11 protein-coding genes are annotated in these 16,530 nt (G+C 63.6%); 3 read left to right on the forward strand and 8 right to left on the reverse strand.

What is annotated here, in order from left to right; all coding sequences use genetic code 11:
• Positions 1–30: 30 nt before the first annotated feature.
• Positions 31–738, forward strand: coding sequence for an ABC transporter ATP-binding protein (locus JWR51_RS18995; protein ID WP_299751178.1), 708 nt, complete (start codon positions 31–33; stop codon positions 736–738).
• Complete coding sequence (locus JWR51_RS19000; RefSeq protein WP_299751181.1) at positions 738–3,284, forward strand: FtsX-like permease family protein; 2,547 nt, start codon at positions 738–740, stop codon at positions 3,282–3,284. The genes JWR51_RS18995 and JWR51_RS19000 overlap by 1 nt, the downstream gene beginning before the upstream one ends.
• Positions 3,285–3,320: 36 nt before the next feature.
• Here JWR51_RS19000 and JWR51_RS19005 read toward each other — a convergent pair whose 3' ends face one another.
• The 3 genes from JWR51_RS19005 to JWR51_RS19015 all read right to left on the reverse strand — a co-directional run bounded on the left by JWR51_RS19005 (position 3,321) and on the right by JWR51_RS19015 (position 6,825).
• Positions 3,321–3,746 carry a heme-binding protein gene (locus tag JWR51_RS19005; RefSeq protein WP_299751184.1) on the reverse strand — a complete coding sequence of 142 codons (426 nt, stop codon included), beginning with the start codon at positions 3,744–3,746 and terminating at the stop codon, positions 3,321–3,323.
• 20 nt (positions 3,747–3,766) lie between these two features.
• Positions 3,767–5,932, reverse strand: coding sequence for a malate synthase G (locus tag JWR51_RS19010; protein WP_299751187.1), 2,166 nt, complete (start codon positions 5,930–5,932; stop codon positions 3,767–3,769).
• 98 nt (positions 5,933–6,030) lie between these two features.
• Positions 6,031–6,825 (reverse strand): IclR family transcriptional regulator, encoded by a 795-nt coding sequence (locus JWR51_RS19015; RefSeq protein ID WP_299751190.1) that lies wholly within the window; start codon positions 6,823–6,825, stop codon positions 6,031–6,033.
• 295 nt (positions 6,826–7,120) lie between these two features.
• Between JWR51_RS19015 and JWR51_RS19020 the strand changes: the two genes are divergently transcribed.
• Positions 7,121–8,236 carry a LacI family DNA-binding transcriptional regulator gene (locus JWR51_RS19020; protein WP_299751193.1) on the forward strand — a complete coding sequence of 372 codons (1,116 nt, stop codon included), beginning with the start codon at positions 7,121–7,123 and terminating at the stop codon, positions 8,234–8,236.
• Here the strand turns inward: JWR51_RS19020 and JWR51_RS19025 are convergent.
• The 5 genes from JWR51_RS19025 to JWR51_RS19045 all read right to left on the reverse strand — a co-directional run bounded on the left by JWR51_RS19025 (position 8,233) and on the right by JWR51_RS19045 (position 16,259).
• Entirely contained in the window at positions 8,233–10,101 is a 1,869-nt protein-coding gene (locus tag JWR51_RS19025; RefSeq protein WP_299751195.1) for an ABC transporter ATP-binding protein, read from the reverse strand. The genes JWR51_RS19020 and JWR51_RS19025 overlap by 4 nt on opposite strands.
• A 20-nt stretch (positions 10,102–10,121) precedes the next feature.
• Positions 10,122–11,003, reverse strand: coding sequence for an ABC transporter permease (locus JWR51_RS19030; protein ID WP_299751198.1), 882 nt, complete (start codon positions 11,001–11,003; stop codon positions 10,122–10,124).
• Positions 11,000–11,938 (reverse strand): ABC transporter permease, encoded by a 939-nt coding sequence (locus tag JWR51_RS19035; protein WP_299751201.1) that lies wholly within the window; start codon positions 11,936–11,938, stop codon positions 11,000–11,002. The genes JWR51_RS19030 and JWR51_RS19035 overlap by 4 nt, the downstream gene beginning before the upstream one ends.
• Positions 11,939–11,985: 47 nt before the next feature.
• Complete coding sequence (locus tag JWR51_RS19040) at positions 11,986–14,568, reverse strand: hypothetical protein (RefSeq protein WP_299751204.1); 2,583 nt, start codon at positions 14,566–14,568, stop codon at positions 11,986–11,988.
• 74 nt (positions 14,569–14,642) lie between these two features.
• Positions 14,643–16,259 carry an ABC transporter substrate-binding protein gene (locus JWR51_RS19045; RefSeq protein WP_299751207.1) on the reverse strand — a complete coding sequence of 539 codons (1,617 nt, stop codon included), beginning with the start codon at positions 16,257–16,259 and terminating at the stop codon, positions 14,643–14,645.
• Between the last annotated feature and the right edge of the window lie 271 nt (positions 16,260–16,530).

Genomic DNA, 16,530 nt, shown 5'->3' on the forward strand with positions numbered 1-16,530 from the left:
TGGCACTGAGGCATGAGGGGTTTGCTTGCCGTGAACGAGAATGATGCGCCGATCATCGACGCCGCAGACGTAACCTATAGCCTCGAGGTCGGCGGGCGGCCGCTGCATATTCTCAAGGGCGTATCGCTGCGCGTGGCGCCCTCCGAGGTGGTAGCGATCGTCGGCCCTTCGGGCAGCGGCAAGACCTCGCTGCTGATGCTGCTGGCGGGGCTGGAGCGCGCCTCCTCCGGCACGGTCATGGTTCGTGGCCAGAACCTGTCGAAGCTCGGCGAGGACGATCTCGCCCGCTTCCGCCGCAAGTCGCTCGGCATCGTGTTTCAAAGTTTCCACCTGATCCCCTCGCTGACGGCGCTCGACAATGTCGCGCTGGCGCTGGAGATCGCTTCCCCCGAATTGAGCCTGAAGCAGACCCATGAGGCGGCCGCCGAAGCGCTGCGCGCCGTGGGGCTGGGCGAGCGCCTTGACCATCGCCCGACCGCATTGTCGGGTGGTGAGCAGCAGCGCGTGGGCTTGGCCCGGGCCATGGTCACCAGTCCGCCATTGTTGTTGGCTGATGAGCCGACCGGGAACCTCGATCAGCAAACCGGAGCCGTGGTGGTGGACTTGATGTTCGACCTGGCGCGAAAGCAAAAAACCGCAGTGGTGCTGATCACCCATGATCCGGGGCTCGCGGCGCGGGCCGACCGGGTCTTCACCATGACCAGTGGCGAATTGACCGAAACCACGGCGGCGCATTGATGCGCACCGTTTGGGCTGCCATTCGCGTCGGCCTGCTGGACCTGCGCGGCGATCTGCGGCGTTTCGTGCTGCTGGTGGTTTGCCTGGCGGTGGGCACGGCCCTGATCGCCGGCGTCAACTCCGTGGGCACCAGCATTGCGCAGGCCGTCGATGCCAGCGCTGCCGAACTGATGGGCGGCGATCTGGAACTGTCCCGTGCGGATCGGCCTGCCAATGGCGACGAATTGCAGGCCATGGCGAGCTTCGGTTCCGTCGCCTCGGTGGTCGATACCAACCTGCGCGCGCAGACGGACAAGGGCGACGCCTTCGTCGATCTGGCGGCGGCGGGCGATACCTATCCGCTGGTCGGCCACGTGCAAAGCGCGGAATTGCCGGCCGGCACGTCGGTTGCCGAACTTCTCGGCCTGCGCGACGAGGTTCCCGGGGCGCTGGTCGATCCGCTGATGCTGGACCAGCTTGGCATTGCGGTTGGCGACGAATTCCAGCTTGGCGGCACGACCTTCCAGGCGCGCGGCACCCTGGCCAAATTGCCCGATGCGCCGGTGCGCGGCTTCCGCCTCGGCCTCACCACGCTGATCACCGCCGAAGGCTTTTCGATGGTGTCGGATCGCACCTCGCCCCTGCCCGGCCTGGGGAGTTGGTTCCGCTACAAGATCCTGCTCGACGGGCGCGACAGTGAGGAGGCCAAGGCGGCCCTCGAGGCGCAATTTGCCGATAGCGGCTGGACTGTGCGCTCGGCGCGCGACGCCCTGGGGCCGATGGTGCGCTACTACGATCTGTTCATGCGCTTCCTGCTGATCGTTGGCCTGGGTTCGCTGCTGATCGGCGGCGTGAGCGTCTGGGCCGGCATGCAGGCCTATATCGCCGAGCGCGCTACGGTGATCGCCATCCTGCGCAGCATGGGCGCCGATCGCTGGCGGGTGTTCGTGCACTTCTTTGCTCAGGTTGCCATGCTGGCGGCCGTCGGGGTGGGCATTGGGCTATTGGTTGGCGGCGGCATTGCCTATGGCATCCTGCCGCTGGTCGGACAGGCCGTCGGCATCAGCCTGCAGCCCGCACTGCACCTGCAGCCTTTGGTGGTTGCCGCCGCGGCCGGTTTCGTCACCGCTTTCGGGTTCGCCTATTTGCCGCTGCAACAGGCGCAGGCGATCCGGCCGGTGCATCTGTTCCGCTCCAAGGGGCTCTCGGCTCCGCCTGTCGAGTGGCGCAGCCTGCTGACCTCCTGGCAAATCCTACCCATGGTGGCGGCCCTTGTGGCGTTCCTGCTGCTGGCGTTTGCCATGACGGGCGACCTCCTGCTGGTCGGCGCATTCGCCGCGGCCAGCGCCGTCGCCGTGCTGGTGTTTCAGCTTTTCGTCGGCGTCGCCCAATGGGCCCTGCGCCGCGTGCCGGCGCCGTCCAACCGTATTCTGCGCCACGCCTTGCGCAGAATTGCCAACACCGGCTCCAATACCGCAGCGGTCGTGGTGGCGGCCGGCATGGCGCTGACCATGCTCACGGTCGTGCTGGTGTTGCAGGGTAATCTGCGCCAGGAATTCCTGGGCGCGTCATCGTTCGACGTGCCCACCTTCGTGGCCTCCGACCTGTTCCCGGACGAAGTCGATACGCTCGCCGCCATGTCGGGCCGGGGCACCGACATCAGCAAGTTCGTCGCCACCCCAATGCTGCGCGGCGCGCTCACGCAGATCAATGGCGTGGCTGTCGACACAATCCGCACGCGCGGCCCCGAAGCCACGTTCCTGCTATCGGGCGAAGTGCCGCTGACCTTCCGCCAGGAGATGCCGGCATCGTCCAAGCTGGTGGATGGGCAGTGGTGGTCCGCCGACTATACCGGTCCCGGCCTCGTATCGCTGCACCAGAGCCTGCGCTCGGGGCTCGGCGTCAATCTCGGCGACACGCTAACTTTCGCCATTTTCGGCGACACCATCACGGTCAAGGTCGCCAGCTTCCGCGATTATTCGTGGCAGGGCGGCATTGATTTCCTCGCGACCTTCTCGCCGGGCGTGCTCGATGCGTACCCCACCACGCTGTTTGCCGCGGTGACGGCCGTGCCGGGGCGCGACGAGACGGTCAAGCGCTCACTGGCCACCGCCCTGCCCGATATTCGCTTTGTCGCTATCGGCGATACGCTGGAGCAGATCACCAATGCGCTCGGCCAGTTGTCATTCGCCGCAACCCTGGTCGGCGGCCTCGCCGTAGGCAATGGCCTGCTGGTGCTGATCGGGAGCCTCGCAACCGGCCGCCGCCAACGCGAGGCTGATGCAGTGATTGGCAAAGTGCTGGGCACCACTCGCTTCGAGCTGTTGGCGACGGCCTTCGTGCAGTATTTCATCCTGGCGCTGCTGGCCGCCATCCCCGCCGCTGCCCTTGGCATTGGGCTGGCCTGGCTGGTTGGACTGGTCATGCTGGAAGTCGATTTCACGCTCGCGACCGACGCCCTGGTGGCGGTTCTGGCGATCGCGGCGATCATCACGGCCCTGCTAGGGTCCATGACGATCCTGCGTGCTGCGTCGGCGCGACCAGCGCGCTTGTTGCGTGATCTGTAGCGGCTATAGCCGACGTCGAAAGAGAGCCTAGTGTGACTATTTCCGCGAGGCGAGAAAGTGGTCGATGCCGGCTTGGGCGACGTCCTGGTCCTGCGCCGGCGTGCCGGAACTGACGCCGATGCCGCCGACCACGACGCCGTCGACGGCAACCGGAAGACCGCCGCCCACCACCATCAATCGGCCACCGATGGCGCTGTTGATACCGTAGGCCGGCCCGCCCGGCTGGCTGACGGCGCCATATTCGTGGGTCGCTCGCTTGGCGGCTGATGCTGTGTAGGATTTGTCGATGGCAATGGTCGTGCTCGTTACCTTGCCGCCATCCATGCGCTCGAATGCGACAAGGTTGCCGCTTTCATCGGTGATGGCGATGCACATCGGCACGCCGATGGCTTCGGACCGGGCGCGGGCACCCGCGAGCAATAGTCGTGCGTCGGCAATATCGAGACGCTGAATGGTCAACATGGCAATTTCTCCTTGGGCAATCAGGCGGCGGCTTTGGCAAGCCGGCGGAAATGGTGCAGCACCGGTTCGGTATAGCCATTGGGTTGGCTGGCGCCCTTGAGGACAAGCTCCAGCGCCGCCTGAAAGGCAATGCTGGCGTCATAGTCCAGGGCCATCGGCCGGTAAAGCGGATCGTCTTTATTCTGGGTGTCGACGACTATGGCCATGCGTTGCAACGATTGAGTGACTTGCGCGGCGTCGATCAAGCCATGCTGGAGCCAGTTGGCGATGTGTTGAGAGGAAATGCGCAGCGTTGCGCGGTCCTCCATCAGCGCCACATCGTTGATATCGGGAACCTTGGAACAGCCGATGCCCTGGTCGATCCAGCGCACCACATAGCCCAGAATGCCCTGGGCATTGTTGTCCAGCTCGCGCTGCACGCCCTCGGTTGACAGATTGCGCCCAGCGAGGAGAGGCGGCGTCAGAATGGCGCCGAGTGAGGCCCTGGTGCGGGTTTTCAGCGCCTGCTGGACCGCGGCGACATCGACCAGATGGTAATGCGTTGCGTGCAGCACGGCAGCGGTTGGCGAGGGCACCCATGCCGTATTGGCGCCGGCCTTGGGATGGCCTAGCTTGGCCCGGAGCATTTCGGCCATGTTATCGGGCTTGGCCCACATGCCCTTGCCGATCTGCGCCCTGCCCTGCAGACCGGCCTTGAGGCCCTGATCGACATTGTTGTTTTCGTAGGCGCCGAGCCAGACCGCATCCTTGATCTCGTCCTTGGGCAGGACGGGACCGGCCAGCATCGAGGTATGAATTTCATCGCCGGTGCGGTCGAGGAAGCCGGTATTGATGAACACCAGCCGGTGCCGCACCGCGCGGATGCACTCGCCCAGATTGACGCTGGTGCGGCGCTCCTCGTCCATGACGCCAACCTTGAGTGTATGGCGCGCCAGGCTGAGCGCATCCTCGACCCGGTCGAACAGGGTGTTGGTCAGCGCCACTTCGGCTGGGCCGTGCATTTTGGGTTTGACGATATAGATGCTGCCAGCGCGGCTATTGCGCAGGCCGCCGGTCTTTTGCAGATCGTGGAGGGCGCATAGCGTGGTCACCATGGCGTCGAGAAAGCCCTCCGGCGTCTCGTTGCCGGCGGCGTCGAGGACCGCTTCGGTGGTCATGAGATGCCCCACATTGCGCACCAGCATGACGCTGCGGCCGGGGAGCGTGAAGGGCTGTCCGTCAGGGCCGGTATAGGTACGATCCGGCGCCAAGGTGCGGGTCACGCTTTGGCCGTTCTTGGTGAAGCTCTCGGCGAGATCACCTTTCATCAGGCCAAGCCAGTTGCGATAGACGGCGACCTTGTCCTCGGCGTCGACCGCGGCGACGGAATCCTCGCAGTCCTGGATTGTGGTCAGCGCCGCTTCGAGCACGACATCCTTGACGCCGGCGGCGCTCTGCGCCCCGATCGAGTTGGCGCGGTCGATCTGGATTTCGACATGCAGCCCGTGGTGGACGAATAGCAGGCTTCCGCGCTCGGCAGCGCCCGAATGGCCGACGAATTGGCCGGGATCGGCCAAGGTCGTTGTCCCGTCCGCAAGCTGCAATTCCAGCCCGCCGGCAGTCACACGGTAGGCCAAAACCTCGGCGTGCTGGCCGCGCGCCAGGGGCACGGCGCTGTCGAGGAACGCCGCCGCCTGTTTGACCACCAGCGCGCCGCGCCTGGTATTGTAGGTTTTGCCCGGCGCCAGATCGCCGGCCTGATCGATGGCGTCGGTGCCGTATAGCGCGTCGTAAAGGCTGCCCCATCGGGCATTGGCGGCGTTCAGCGCAAAGCGGGCATTGTTGACCGGCACGACCAGTTGTGGGCCAGCCATGCTGGCAATTTCGGGGTCCACATTGGTGGTATCAATCTCGAATGCCGGGCCTTCGGGGACGATGTAGCCGATCTGTTCGAGGAACGAGCGGTATTCGAGCGGGTCGATCGTCCGCCCACGCCGCTCGCTGTGCCAAGCGTCGATCTTGGCCTGGAACGCGTCGCGTTCGGCAAGCAGCGTCTTGTTGATGGGACCCAGGTCCTCAAGCAGGAGCGCGTAGTGGCTCCAGAACCGATCCGCCTCGACGCCCGTGCCCGGCGTGATGTCCTGCTCCACCAAATCGGCCAGCACCGTGGCGACCTGCAGGCCGTGCCGCTGAACATATTGGGTCATGGGTGGCTCCATCGTCATTCCACCCACCGCTACCGGCTCGCCCCGTCACGGTCGACCGCTGCGGCAAACTATTCCGCGATGTGGAAAGCCAGAGCCGGTTAGTCCGTGGCGAAGCTCGGTGCGGTTCCGCCCAGCGCCTGCGTCAGTTCCGCAGCCGTGTCGGCCAGCAGGCGCCCCAGCGCCGGGATGCGGTCCCAGTTCATGCGCGCGAGTAATCCGGAGATGGAAATGGCACATACCACTTCGGACTGGTTGTTGTAGACAGCCGCCGCGACACAGCGCAGGCCCTGCACGAATTCCTCGTCATCGACCGTGTAGTGGTTGAGCCGCGCCGCCTTCAACTGCGCGTCCAGCGCGTCGCGGCAGGTCAGCGTCGTCCTGGTGATCTTGCGCAGGCTGCAGCGGTTGACCACCGAGGTAACGTCGGCATCCGTATAGCTGGCCAGCACCGCCTTGCCCATGCCGGAGGCGACCATCGGCGTGCGGCCGCCGATGCGCGAAATGGCGCGCATGATCTCGCGGCTTTCGATCTGGTTGATGATGACGATCTCGCCGTCTTCGACAATGCCCAGATTGGCGGTCTCGCGCGTCTGGTCGCGCAGGCGTCGCAGGAAGGGCAAAGCGGGGGCGGAGAAATTGCGGTCGCGCACATAGGCAGAACCGACCGAAAAGGCCTGCCGGCCAATATGCCACAAATTGTCCGAGTTGGTGAATTGCACGAAACGGCGCTGCTCCAGCGTCGTCAGCAACCGATGCACGGTGGTCAGGGACAGTCCGGTCTGCCGCGAAAGATCGGTCAGCCGGTGCCCCTGCTCATTGTTGCCAAGCGCTTCGAGCAGCACCATTGCCCGATCGACGGACTGCACGCGTCCATGAAGCTCGTCGCTGGCCATTTCTGTTCCTCCCGCATTGGGCCGGGCCAACTTCCGCATCGCGGAATTGTCCTCTCGCCCAGTAGCTTTGGCTCTGCGCTGGCCCACGATTGACCTTATGCTAGCACCGTTGTGCCAATATGGTAGCGCTACCAATGTTGAATGGTAGCGCTACCAAAATTGATCGTCAATGTATGAATTCGCGAGTCGCAACGCGATGAAAATTGAGGCAAAGCGGGCTTGACCGTCACAGCCCCGGCATATAGCGCTGCAAGGCGCGCGGCGAACACGCGAGCCGAGAAAGATAATAAGGCCGATGCGCAAGCGTAGATCCAATGGGCGCCCAACCATCGCCGACGTAGCGTTTCGCGCGGGCGTCGGCGCCATTACGGTATCGCGGGCGCTGCGCCATCCGGACCAGGTTTCCGAGGCCCTGCGCAAGAGCATTACCGACGCGGTTCGCGAGCTCGACTACGTGCCCAACCTCAATGCGCGGGCCTTGGCATCGAGCCACAGCAATGTCGTCGCTGTGCTGGTGCCATCGCTGACCCAGAACATCTTTTCGGACGTGCTGCGCGGCGTCTATGACGGGGTCGAAAACAGCGGGCTGCGCATCGAGATTGCCAATACGCGCTACAATGTGGAGATCGAAGAGCGGCAGATTTTTGAAATCCTGCTCCATGAGCCCTCGGCCATCATCGTATCGGGCACCGAGCAGACCGCTGCCTCGCGCAAGATGCTGGAAAAAGCCGGATGTCCGGTGATCCAGATCATGGATATGACCGACGATCCGATCCACAAGGTCATCGGGTTTTCCCATTTTCACGCTGGCAAGGCGATGACGCAGCACCTGCTGGAGGCGGGCTACCAGCGCGTTGCCTTTTTCAGCGGCTGGATGAATTCGCGCTCCAAGAACCGGCTGGGCGGCTATATCGAGGCGCTTGAAGAAGCGGGCGTGTACGATCCGGAACTGATCTGCGAGATGGGCAATGAAAAGCCATCGGCCAGCCAGGGCTCGATCAAGGATTACCACCAGTTCTCCGCCGCCGGGATGGGGCGTGAGCTAATGCTGCGCGCGCTGGACCGTGGTACCGGTATCGACGCCGTGTTCTGCAATAACGACGTTCTGGCGCTTGGGGCGCTGTTCGCCTGCATGTCCCGGCAGGTCGACGTCCCCCGCCAAGTGGGCATCGCAGGCTTCAATGACTTCGACTACATGGAGGCCGCCCAGCCGGCGATGTCATCGGTGCGCATTCATCGCTGGCAGTGCGGCTATCAGGCCATGCAGGCGGTTCGCAGCGAACTCAACGGCGAGCCGGTGGGCGAGCGGATCATCGATCTCGGCTTCGAAGTCATGAAGCGCGGCAGCACCGATCGGGAAGGCACGCTTGAGGCCGCCCCGCTCAGCGAAATTCCGTTTACGCTGAGCTAGACTTTCCAGTCCTCGCCCCATTGCTGCACGATATGGCCCGGCGAAACGGTGCGGTATTCGCGCTGGGGCGGCACGTAGTCGGCGGCACGGATCGGGCTTTTTATTTCCTCGTTGGGCACCGCGCGAACCTCGTTGCGCCGCGCCGGATCGGGGACCGGCACCGCCGCGATCAGGCGCTTGGTATAGGGATGCTGCGGGCTTTTGAAGACGGCGGCAGCAGGGCCCATTTCAACGATCTCACCCAGATACATCACCGCCACCTTGTGGCTGATGCGTTCGACCACGGCCATGTCGTGGGAAATGAACAGGTAGGACAAGGCGAACTTCTGCTGCAGATCGAGCAGCAGATTGACCACCTGCGCCTTGATCGAGACGTCGAGGCCGGACACCGATTCATCGGCGACGATGACCTTGGGCTCGAGCGCCAGCGCGCGGGCGATACAGATGCGCTGGCGCTGTCCGCCGGAAAATTGCTGCGGATAGCGCGATGCCACCGCCGGATCGAGCCCCACTTGCATCAGCAGTTCCGCCACCTTGGCGCGGGCCTGCTCCTTGGTTCCCAGCTTATGGGTTAGATAGGGTTCGGCGACCGCATCGCCAACCCGGATGCGGGGATTGAGACTGGCAAAGGGGTCCTGGAAGATCATCTGGATATGGCGCCGCATGTCACGCATGCGTGCCTTGTCGAGGCCGATGATATCGGTGCCATCGATGGTGACCTGGCCGCTCTGCGGCTCGATCAGGCGCATGATGGCGCGCCCCGTCGTTGACTTGCCGCAGCCGCTTTCGCCCACCAGAGACAGCGTTTCGCCCGGCTGCAGGTCGAACGAGACATTTTCCACCGCATGGACCCGGCCGTGCGTGCCGCCAAAAAATCCGTGGCCAAGGTCGAAACGCTTGACCAGGTTCTTGACCGACAGCACCGGCGCAACCTTGTGGTCGACAGTGTCGGGGCGGGCCGGCGGATTGGTCAGCACGCCGGTGGTCTTGTCGATGACCGGAAAATGCTCGGGCTGGCCGTCGCCCTTCATCGAGCCGAGCCGTGGCACCGCCGCAATCAGCGCGCGCGTATAGGCATTCTGGGCGGTGGCGAAGATGGCCGCCGTGTCGCCCTGCTCGATGGTCTGGCCAGCCAGCATCACCACGGTGCGGTCGGCGATCTCGGCGACCACGCCCATGTCGTGGGTGATGAACAGCACACCCATCCCCTCCTCGCGCTGCAGCTCCTTGATCAGTTGCAGGATTTGCGCCTGGATGGTGACGTCGAGCGCCGTGGTAGGCTCGTCGGCAATCAGCAATTGCGGCTTGCAGGCCAGCGCCATGGCGATCATGACGCGCTGGCGCATGCCGCCGCTCATATTGTGTGGAAAGTCCTTGGCGCGCTGGCTGGCGGCCGGGATGCGGACGCGCCCCAGCAGGCGCAGAGCCTCGGCATCGGCGGCGGCACCCGATAGGCGCCCGTGGATAGTCAGCACTTCGGCGATCTGATTGCCGACCGTGGCCAGCGGGTTGAGGCTGGTCATGGCCTCCTGGAACACCATGCCGATCTGGCGCCCGCGGACCTGGCGCATCTCGCTTTCCGGCAGGGTCAGCAGTTCGCGGCCACCTAGCGTTACTGAGCCGGTAATCCGGCTTTGCTCGGGGTCGAGCAGGCGCATGATGGACAAGGCGGTGACGCTCTTGCCGGAACCGGATTCGCCGACGACGGCCACGGTCTCGCGCGGGGCCACGTCGAATGAGATGCCTTTGACGATCTCGATCCAGCCCGTCTTGGTCAGGAAAGAGGTGCGCAGGTCCCGCACCGACAGGGCCAGGCCGGTCTTGTCGAGGGGAGCGATGGCAGGGGCGGCAATGACGTCGCTCATGTGTGTCTTCCCGCTTCTTGCTAAACTGTGGACGGATCGAGCGCATCGCGCACGGCGTCGCCGACTAGGTTGAAGGCCAGCACGACCAGGGTAATGGCGGCGCCGGCTCCGATGATCGGCCAGGGCGAACCGAACAGGTTGTTGAGCCCGTCGCGGATGATATTGCCCCAGCTCGGATTGGGCGGCTGGGTGCCGATGCCCAGGAAGCTCAACGAGGCTTCGAGCCGGATGGCCGAGGCCACCCACAGCATCATCAGCACGATGATGGGGGCCATGATATTGGGGATGATGTGGCGGAAGATGATCACTGGCGTGCGCACGCCGATAGCGATGGCAGCCTCGACATAGGGGTCCTGCTTGACCGACAGGGTCTGGGCACGGGCCACGCGGGCGAAGCCGGGGATGAAGGCCACGGTGATCACGACGATCACGTTCCAGAACCCGCCGCCCAGCACCGCGGCAATCATGATCGCCAGCAGTAGTTCAGGGAAGGCCAGCAGGAGATCGATGACACGCGAGATGATGCGGTCGACAACGCCGCCGAAATAGCCGGCGATAACCCCCAGCGTGGTGCCGAAGATCGCCGCCAGGAACGGCGAGATCAGGCCGAATAGCAGCGAATTGCGCGAGCCGTAGATCATGCGGCTCAACACGTCGCGGCCGAATTGGTCGGTGCCCAGCCAGTTCTCCCAGCTCGGCGATTTGTTGATCCGCAGCATGGACTGGGTCAGCGGATCATAGGGCGCCAGGATCGGGGCCAGCGCGGCCACTACGACGAAGGCGGCGATGATGACCACGGCAACAATGGTGGCCGGACGGCCGAACAGCGCGCGGCGCAGGAAATCGAAGCGGCCGGGACCGCCGTCGACAAGCTCCGGAACGGGATCTGCAATGATGGTCATGAGTTCACCCGGATGCGTGGGTCGACGACGATGTAGAGCAGGTCCATCAGCAGGTTGATCACCACCACGAACATGGCGAACACCACGACGCCACCCTGGATCACCGCATAGTCGCGCTCCGCGATCGCCCCGATCAGCAGCTTGCCGATGCCCGGGCGGTTGAACACCAGCTCGATCGCCACCGAACCCGACAGCGTCGCCAAAAGGCTCAGGCCCATGCCGGTGGTCAGCGGCAGCAGCGCATTGCGCAGGCCGTGCCGGTAGATCACCCGGTTCTCCTTGGCACCCTTGGCGCGGGCGGTGCGGATATAATCCTTGCTGAGGACCTCCAATAGCGAGGTGCGGGTCAACCGGCCGATAAAGGCGGCCTTGACCAGCGCCAGGGTCAGCGCCGGCAGGAACACATGGTACATCCGGTCGACGAAGCCCTCCCCGCCGCCATTGATCGGGAACCAGTGCAGGTTGAGCGCAAAAACGATCAGCAGCAGCGCCCCGAGATAGAAATCGGGAACCGCATAGCCGATCAGCGAGAACAGCCGTACCCCGCTGTCGGGCAATTTATTGCGGTGGGTGGCGGCCAGCACCCCCAGCGGCACCCCGGCCGCCACACCCATGACCATAGCCACGAGCGTGAGCTCGATCGTATAGGGCAGGTTGTAGAGCACCAGCCCGACAACGCTCTGATTGCTCATCATGGATGTGCCCATGTTGAGCGTCAGCACGCCCCAGACGAAGCTAAAAAACTGCATCCAGAGCGGCGCGTTGAGGCCCATCTTTTCGCGGAAGAGCTGCAATTGCTCGGCAGTCGCCATGTCTCCCAGCGCCGCAATCGCGGGATCACCCGGCAAGATGCGCATGGCGATGAACACCAGCAGCAAAACCAGGAAAACGGTCGGTATCGCATCCAACAGACGAAGTAAGAGATAGCGTGCCATGGTTCTGCCTCCCGCGCCGCCATGCGGCGGCATTCTCGAACGCGCAGCTAGGTCTGCAGCGCGGTGTAATAGGGTTCGTTGGCCAGATTGCGCTCCAGCCCTGGCACCAGCACCGACTGACCCTGCCGGGTCAGGCTGATGAAGTACTGCAGATGGAAGTCGCCTTCGGTGTAAGCCGAGGGAATTTCGGCACCATAGCCGCCCTCCCGAGGCTCCATCGGCACAGCCATCCAGCGCTCCGCCTGATTGATGTGGCGGTAGTGTAGGACTGGCGCCGCGTCGGCATCGGTCTGCACCGACACGGCGAATGGCTGTCCGCCGACAAAGCTCTTGTCCGAGCGAACTTCGATCGGATCGGCCAGGGTCTTGCGTCGTCCTTTCAACGCCGCAATGGCGCGGAGGGTTGCGGCATCCGGCTGTACCGACTCGGTTTTGCCGCCGCCGCGCATGGCTTCGAGATCGAGCAACTCGGCCTGCATTTCCGGCAGTCGCGAATGCCATGAGCCGCGCAGCCAGCTCTGCGGACCATAGGTCATGTCGTCATGATAGAGATCGCGCGACACCGCCGCGAGGCCCTCCCAGGCCAGCACGGAGCGCCGGGCGTGATCCAGCACGGGCTCGATCAGGGACGACACCTTGGTGGCGACGAACAGTTCCGCCCAGCAGGCCGCACGGAATTTCTCGGCGAAATGCCGGGCAATCCCACCCAGGATTTGCACATCGGTCAGGATACGCTGCACCTCGGCCCGGCCGAAATCGGCGGAGCGGCGTGCCTGGGTCAAGGCCGTTTCGCAGCCCTCGGCCATGTCATCGAGCCAGTCCGCCACGTCGAGCGGCGTATAGCGGTGCGACTTCTGGCCGGCGAGCAGCAGCTCGGCATATTCGCGAGCGCTGGCAAACAGCGCAGAATCGAATGTCGGTGCATTGCCGAAGCGAACCGGGCCTTCCATGTCAGAGCCATAGGCACGCTTGCCCGAGCCGTCGATGAAGCCAAGGTTGGTGTAGACCTCGGGCCAGTAGTGATTGTTGGACGCCGATGGCCCATGCGCCAGGGTGATCAGCGGCAGCACGCGGCTGGCCCACGACAGACCCTGCTCGCACTGCTCGGCCACGTCGCCGCATTCATGCTCCAGCCAGCGCATCCAGCTATCGCGCGGCGCCTCCGGATTGTAGAGCAGCCGGCCCCAGACCCGGTACTGATAATCATACTTGCGCCAGTCCTGCTTGGTGGGCATGCCATGCTTTTGATAGGTGAAGCGCTGGCCCGGAATGCCGGTGCCCATGCGGCCCTTGAAGCTTTGCGGCTCGCACCATTCCACCCCATCCGAACCCGCAAACATCGAACTGCGGCCATAGCCGGCGGCAAACACCGGATCGCCCCACAGCAGGACGCGCTGCGTACCGGCCCAGATGCGGTAGATGACCTTGTAGTCCTTGGTCTTGGTCAGCAGGTCACCATAGGAATAGCGCAGGAATTTGCGCGAGCCTTCGCTGAGCTGTTCGCGCTCGCTGCGCGCCACCTCCGGCGGGTATTCCTTGTTGCGGATTGCCGACTGGTGGTAGGGCGGGCCCATATGTTCGGCCAGGTATTTTGGCGACGCCGCGATGGGCATGCCCGAGGCGCGGGCCACTGCGATCATCTTGTGATCGAGCCCCTTGCCGTGCATGTCGATCTCAATCGGGCGACCAGCCGCGGCGACGCCGGCAAACGCCTGTTCCCAAAACCCGTAATCGCCCTCGGCAATGCCGCCCTCGACATGGACGCGGAAGGTCATGCCGGTGATTTCGGGGACTTCGAGCAGGAGCCTTGTGATGGCATCGCGGCAATAGGGCGCCAGATTGTCCGCCGTAACCCCGCGCACGGTGTAGTTGGCATTGGGGACATCGTCGAAATCGTAGCGCTGCGTCCACAGTGCCAGTTGGAACTCCAGTCCGCGCTTGGCTGCCTCGCGGCCGATGAATTTGAGCATTTCGAGATTGGCGTCACGCTCCTCCTCGGAGAGCTCCTTGACGTCGATCGCGTAGCCGGGAAGCTGGAGCAGGAACGGATAGGGGAAGTAGAAATAGACGTCCGAAATCCAGGGATTATGATAGGGATAATTGTAGCCCATGCCCAAGGTCAGGGCGAACCGGTTGAAGCGGTTGGACACCAGCATGGTCAGGTAATCGCGCCATTGCTGCTTGTCGTAGAACCAGACCTTGTCTTCTTCCTCGGCACAAAACAGGCGCGCCATCGAGCGGACGCGCGCGGTCGGCTGCTCGATCAGTGGGAACGTGCCGGCGAACAGGTCATCGCCCAACGCATTGCGGACGCGGTCGGCAAGTTCGGTCAGCGCATAGACGATGCCGCGCGTGTCGTGGCCCCAGGCGATGATGTGATCGCCCTGCCGATAAAGCGCCATGCCTTCGGCAACGGCGGGCAGCGCAGCGGGCGCCGCAAGAGTGGGCTGAACGCCCGCACCGGCAATCTCGATGACGAGCCCCTGCCCGGCGTTTGGCCCGATATCGGCCGCAACATCGCGCTGCGCCAAAGCGCGCTGCAATTCGCTGGCACCCCAGGCCACGGAGCCTGTTGAATCAGTGGCGAAAGCTGCTGGCAGCACAATGCTGACCGAGGCGGCTACAGTCATGGAATTAGTCCTTATTCGAGCCGCAATAGAAGCGGTCCCGGGCAGGATGCCCGGAACCGGATTATGCCTTTGCGTTAGACGAACTTGGCTTGCGACAGCGGCCAGTTCACGTAGCCCGACACGACGTCGAAGCCGAGGTCGACCTTGGGCGACCGCACGATCAGGAAGCCATTGTCGGAGACTGGCAGGATCACCGCATCGGTCAGCGCCTTGACCTCGATCTGCTGGACGATCTCGATGCGCTTGGTGAGGTCCGGTTCGGCTAGGGCCTTGTCCAGCAGGTCGTCGATGCCCGGAATGGTAACGCCGTAGTGGCTCATATTGGCGCCGCCATTGCCGTCTGCCGTCACCTCGGCGCCCTTGGCCAGATAGGTCAGGATCACCTGGGTGGGGACCGGCGGCATCGCGGACGACTGCTGGCTCAGCGTATTGGTGCCGATGTTCTGGTCGGCGTGGAAGGCGGTATGGTCCTTGATGTTGAGGTCCATGTTGATACCGACACGGCGCAACTGGTCCTGGATCATCAACATGATCGCCGAAAAGTCCTCGCGCTGGCTGGTATCGTTCTTGAACTTGAAGCCATCGGGCATGCCGGCTTCGGCCAGCAGCGCCTTGGCTTTCTCCGGATCGTACTTGTAGGCAATCTCCGGTGGGATGGTCTCTGCGGTGAAGCCGCCGGGAAATGACGGCGGGTTGAGGCCGTAGGTACGCTTGCTGATTGGGGCAATGGCCGTGGTGATTTCGTCCCGATCGATGGCGTAGAACAGCGCCTGGCGGACGCGAATATCGTCGAACGGCTTGACCGTCAGGTTAAACTGCACTGTGAAGAAGCTGCCAGGGCTGACCACGTCGAAGATCAGGCCGGGATCGCGCTGGGTCATCGAGTCTGCCCAGCCCGGCGCCCGCACACCTTCTATCATATGCACGTCGCCCGACAGGATGGCCAAAGTGCGTGCAGTGGTATCGGCGATGTAAACGCATTGCAGCTTGGGCGTGGCGGCCGGCGTGTCCCAATATTCGGTATTGGCGGTCAATGTGACACCCTGCGACGGGTCCGGCGCCACGCTCTCGAGCTGGTAGACGCCGGTGCCGATGGGATCGATGCCGATCGGCTCCTCGCCCTTTTCCTCGATCGCCTTCTTGCACATGATGGCGCCGTCATAGTCGCTGAGCACGCCCAGCATGAACAGCGGATCTGGCTGCTTGAGGTTGAACACGACGGTGGCGGGATCGGGGGCGTCAGTGCTGGCGATATTGGTGAACTTGGCCCGCACACCGCCGACGCGGACGGCATCGATAACACGATCAAAGGTGAACTTGACGTCTTCGGACGTCATCACGCCATAGCCCTTGTGCCACTTCACGCCTTCGCGCAGCTTGATGGTCCAGGTCTTGGAATCGGGCGAGCCTTCCCAGCTCAGCGCCAGGCGCGGCACCAGTTCGTTGACGGTCGCGGGGAACTGCCAGCGCGGCAGGTCCACCAGCTTGTCATAGATGGCGATGATGGCCCAGTTATCGACGCCCTGGATCGACTTGTGCGGATCAATGGTCCGCAGGCCGCGGGCGCCGAAAGCAATCTTGATCGTGTCGGTACCTTGCGCAAAAGCCTTGCCGGTCATAGCCGACAGCAGGCTGGCACTCGCCATGGCTGCGGTCGATCCGGCGATAAACGTGCGTCTGTTGACGTTCATTTTCTGTCCTCCCGTTACAAGCCGGCGACCGTTTTTCGCGTCATTATTGCGCGATCAAATAAACGGGATGCGGCATATTCGATGAGCTGTAGCGCCGACAAAAAAAGACCGTCAAGGCGAGACGCCCGTGGTTTTCCGTATGGTGGAAGGACGTTCACAAAGCGCACGCGCCTCTTCCGTATCGTGGAAAGTGCAAGCGAAGAGGCCGCACAGCCGCTTTTGATTCCGCTAAGCGTGACGAACAAAGCGCAAGTGAAAGCGGAGGACAGCT

It is taken from the genome of Devosia sp., from assembly GCF_028290625.1.
Taxonomy (GTDB): domain Bacteria; phylum Pseudomonadota; class Alphaproteobacteria; order Rhizobiales; family Devosiaceae; genus Devosia.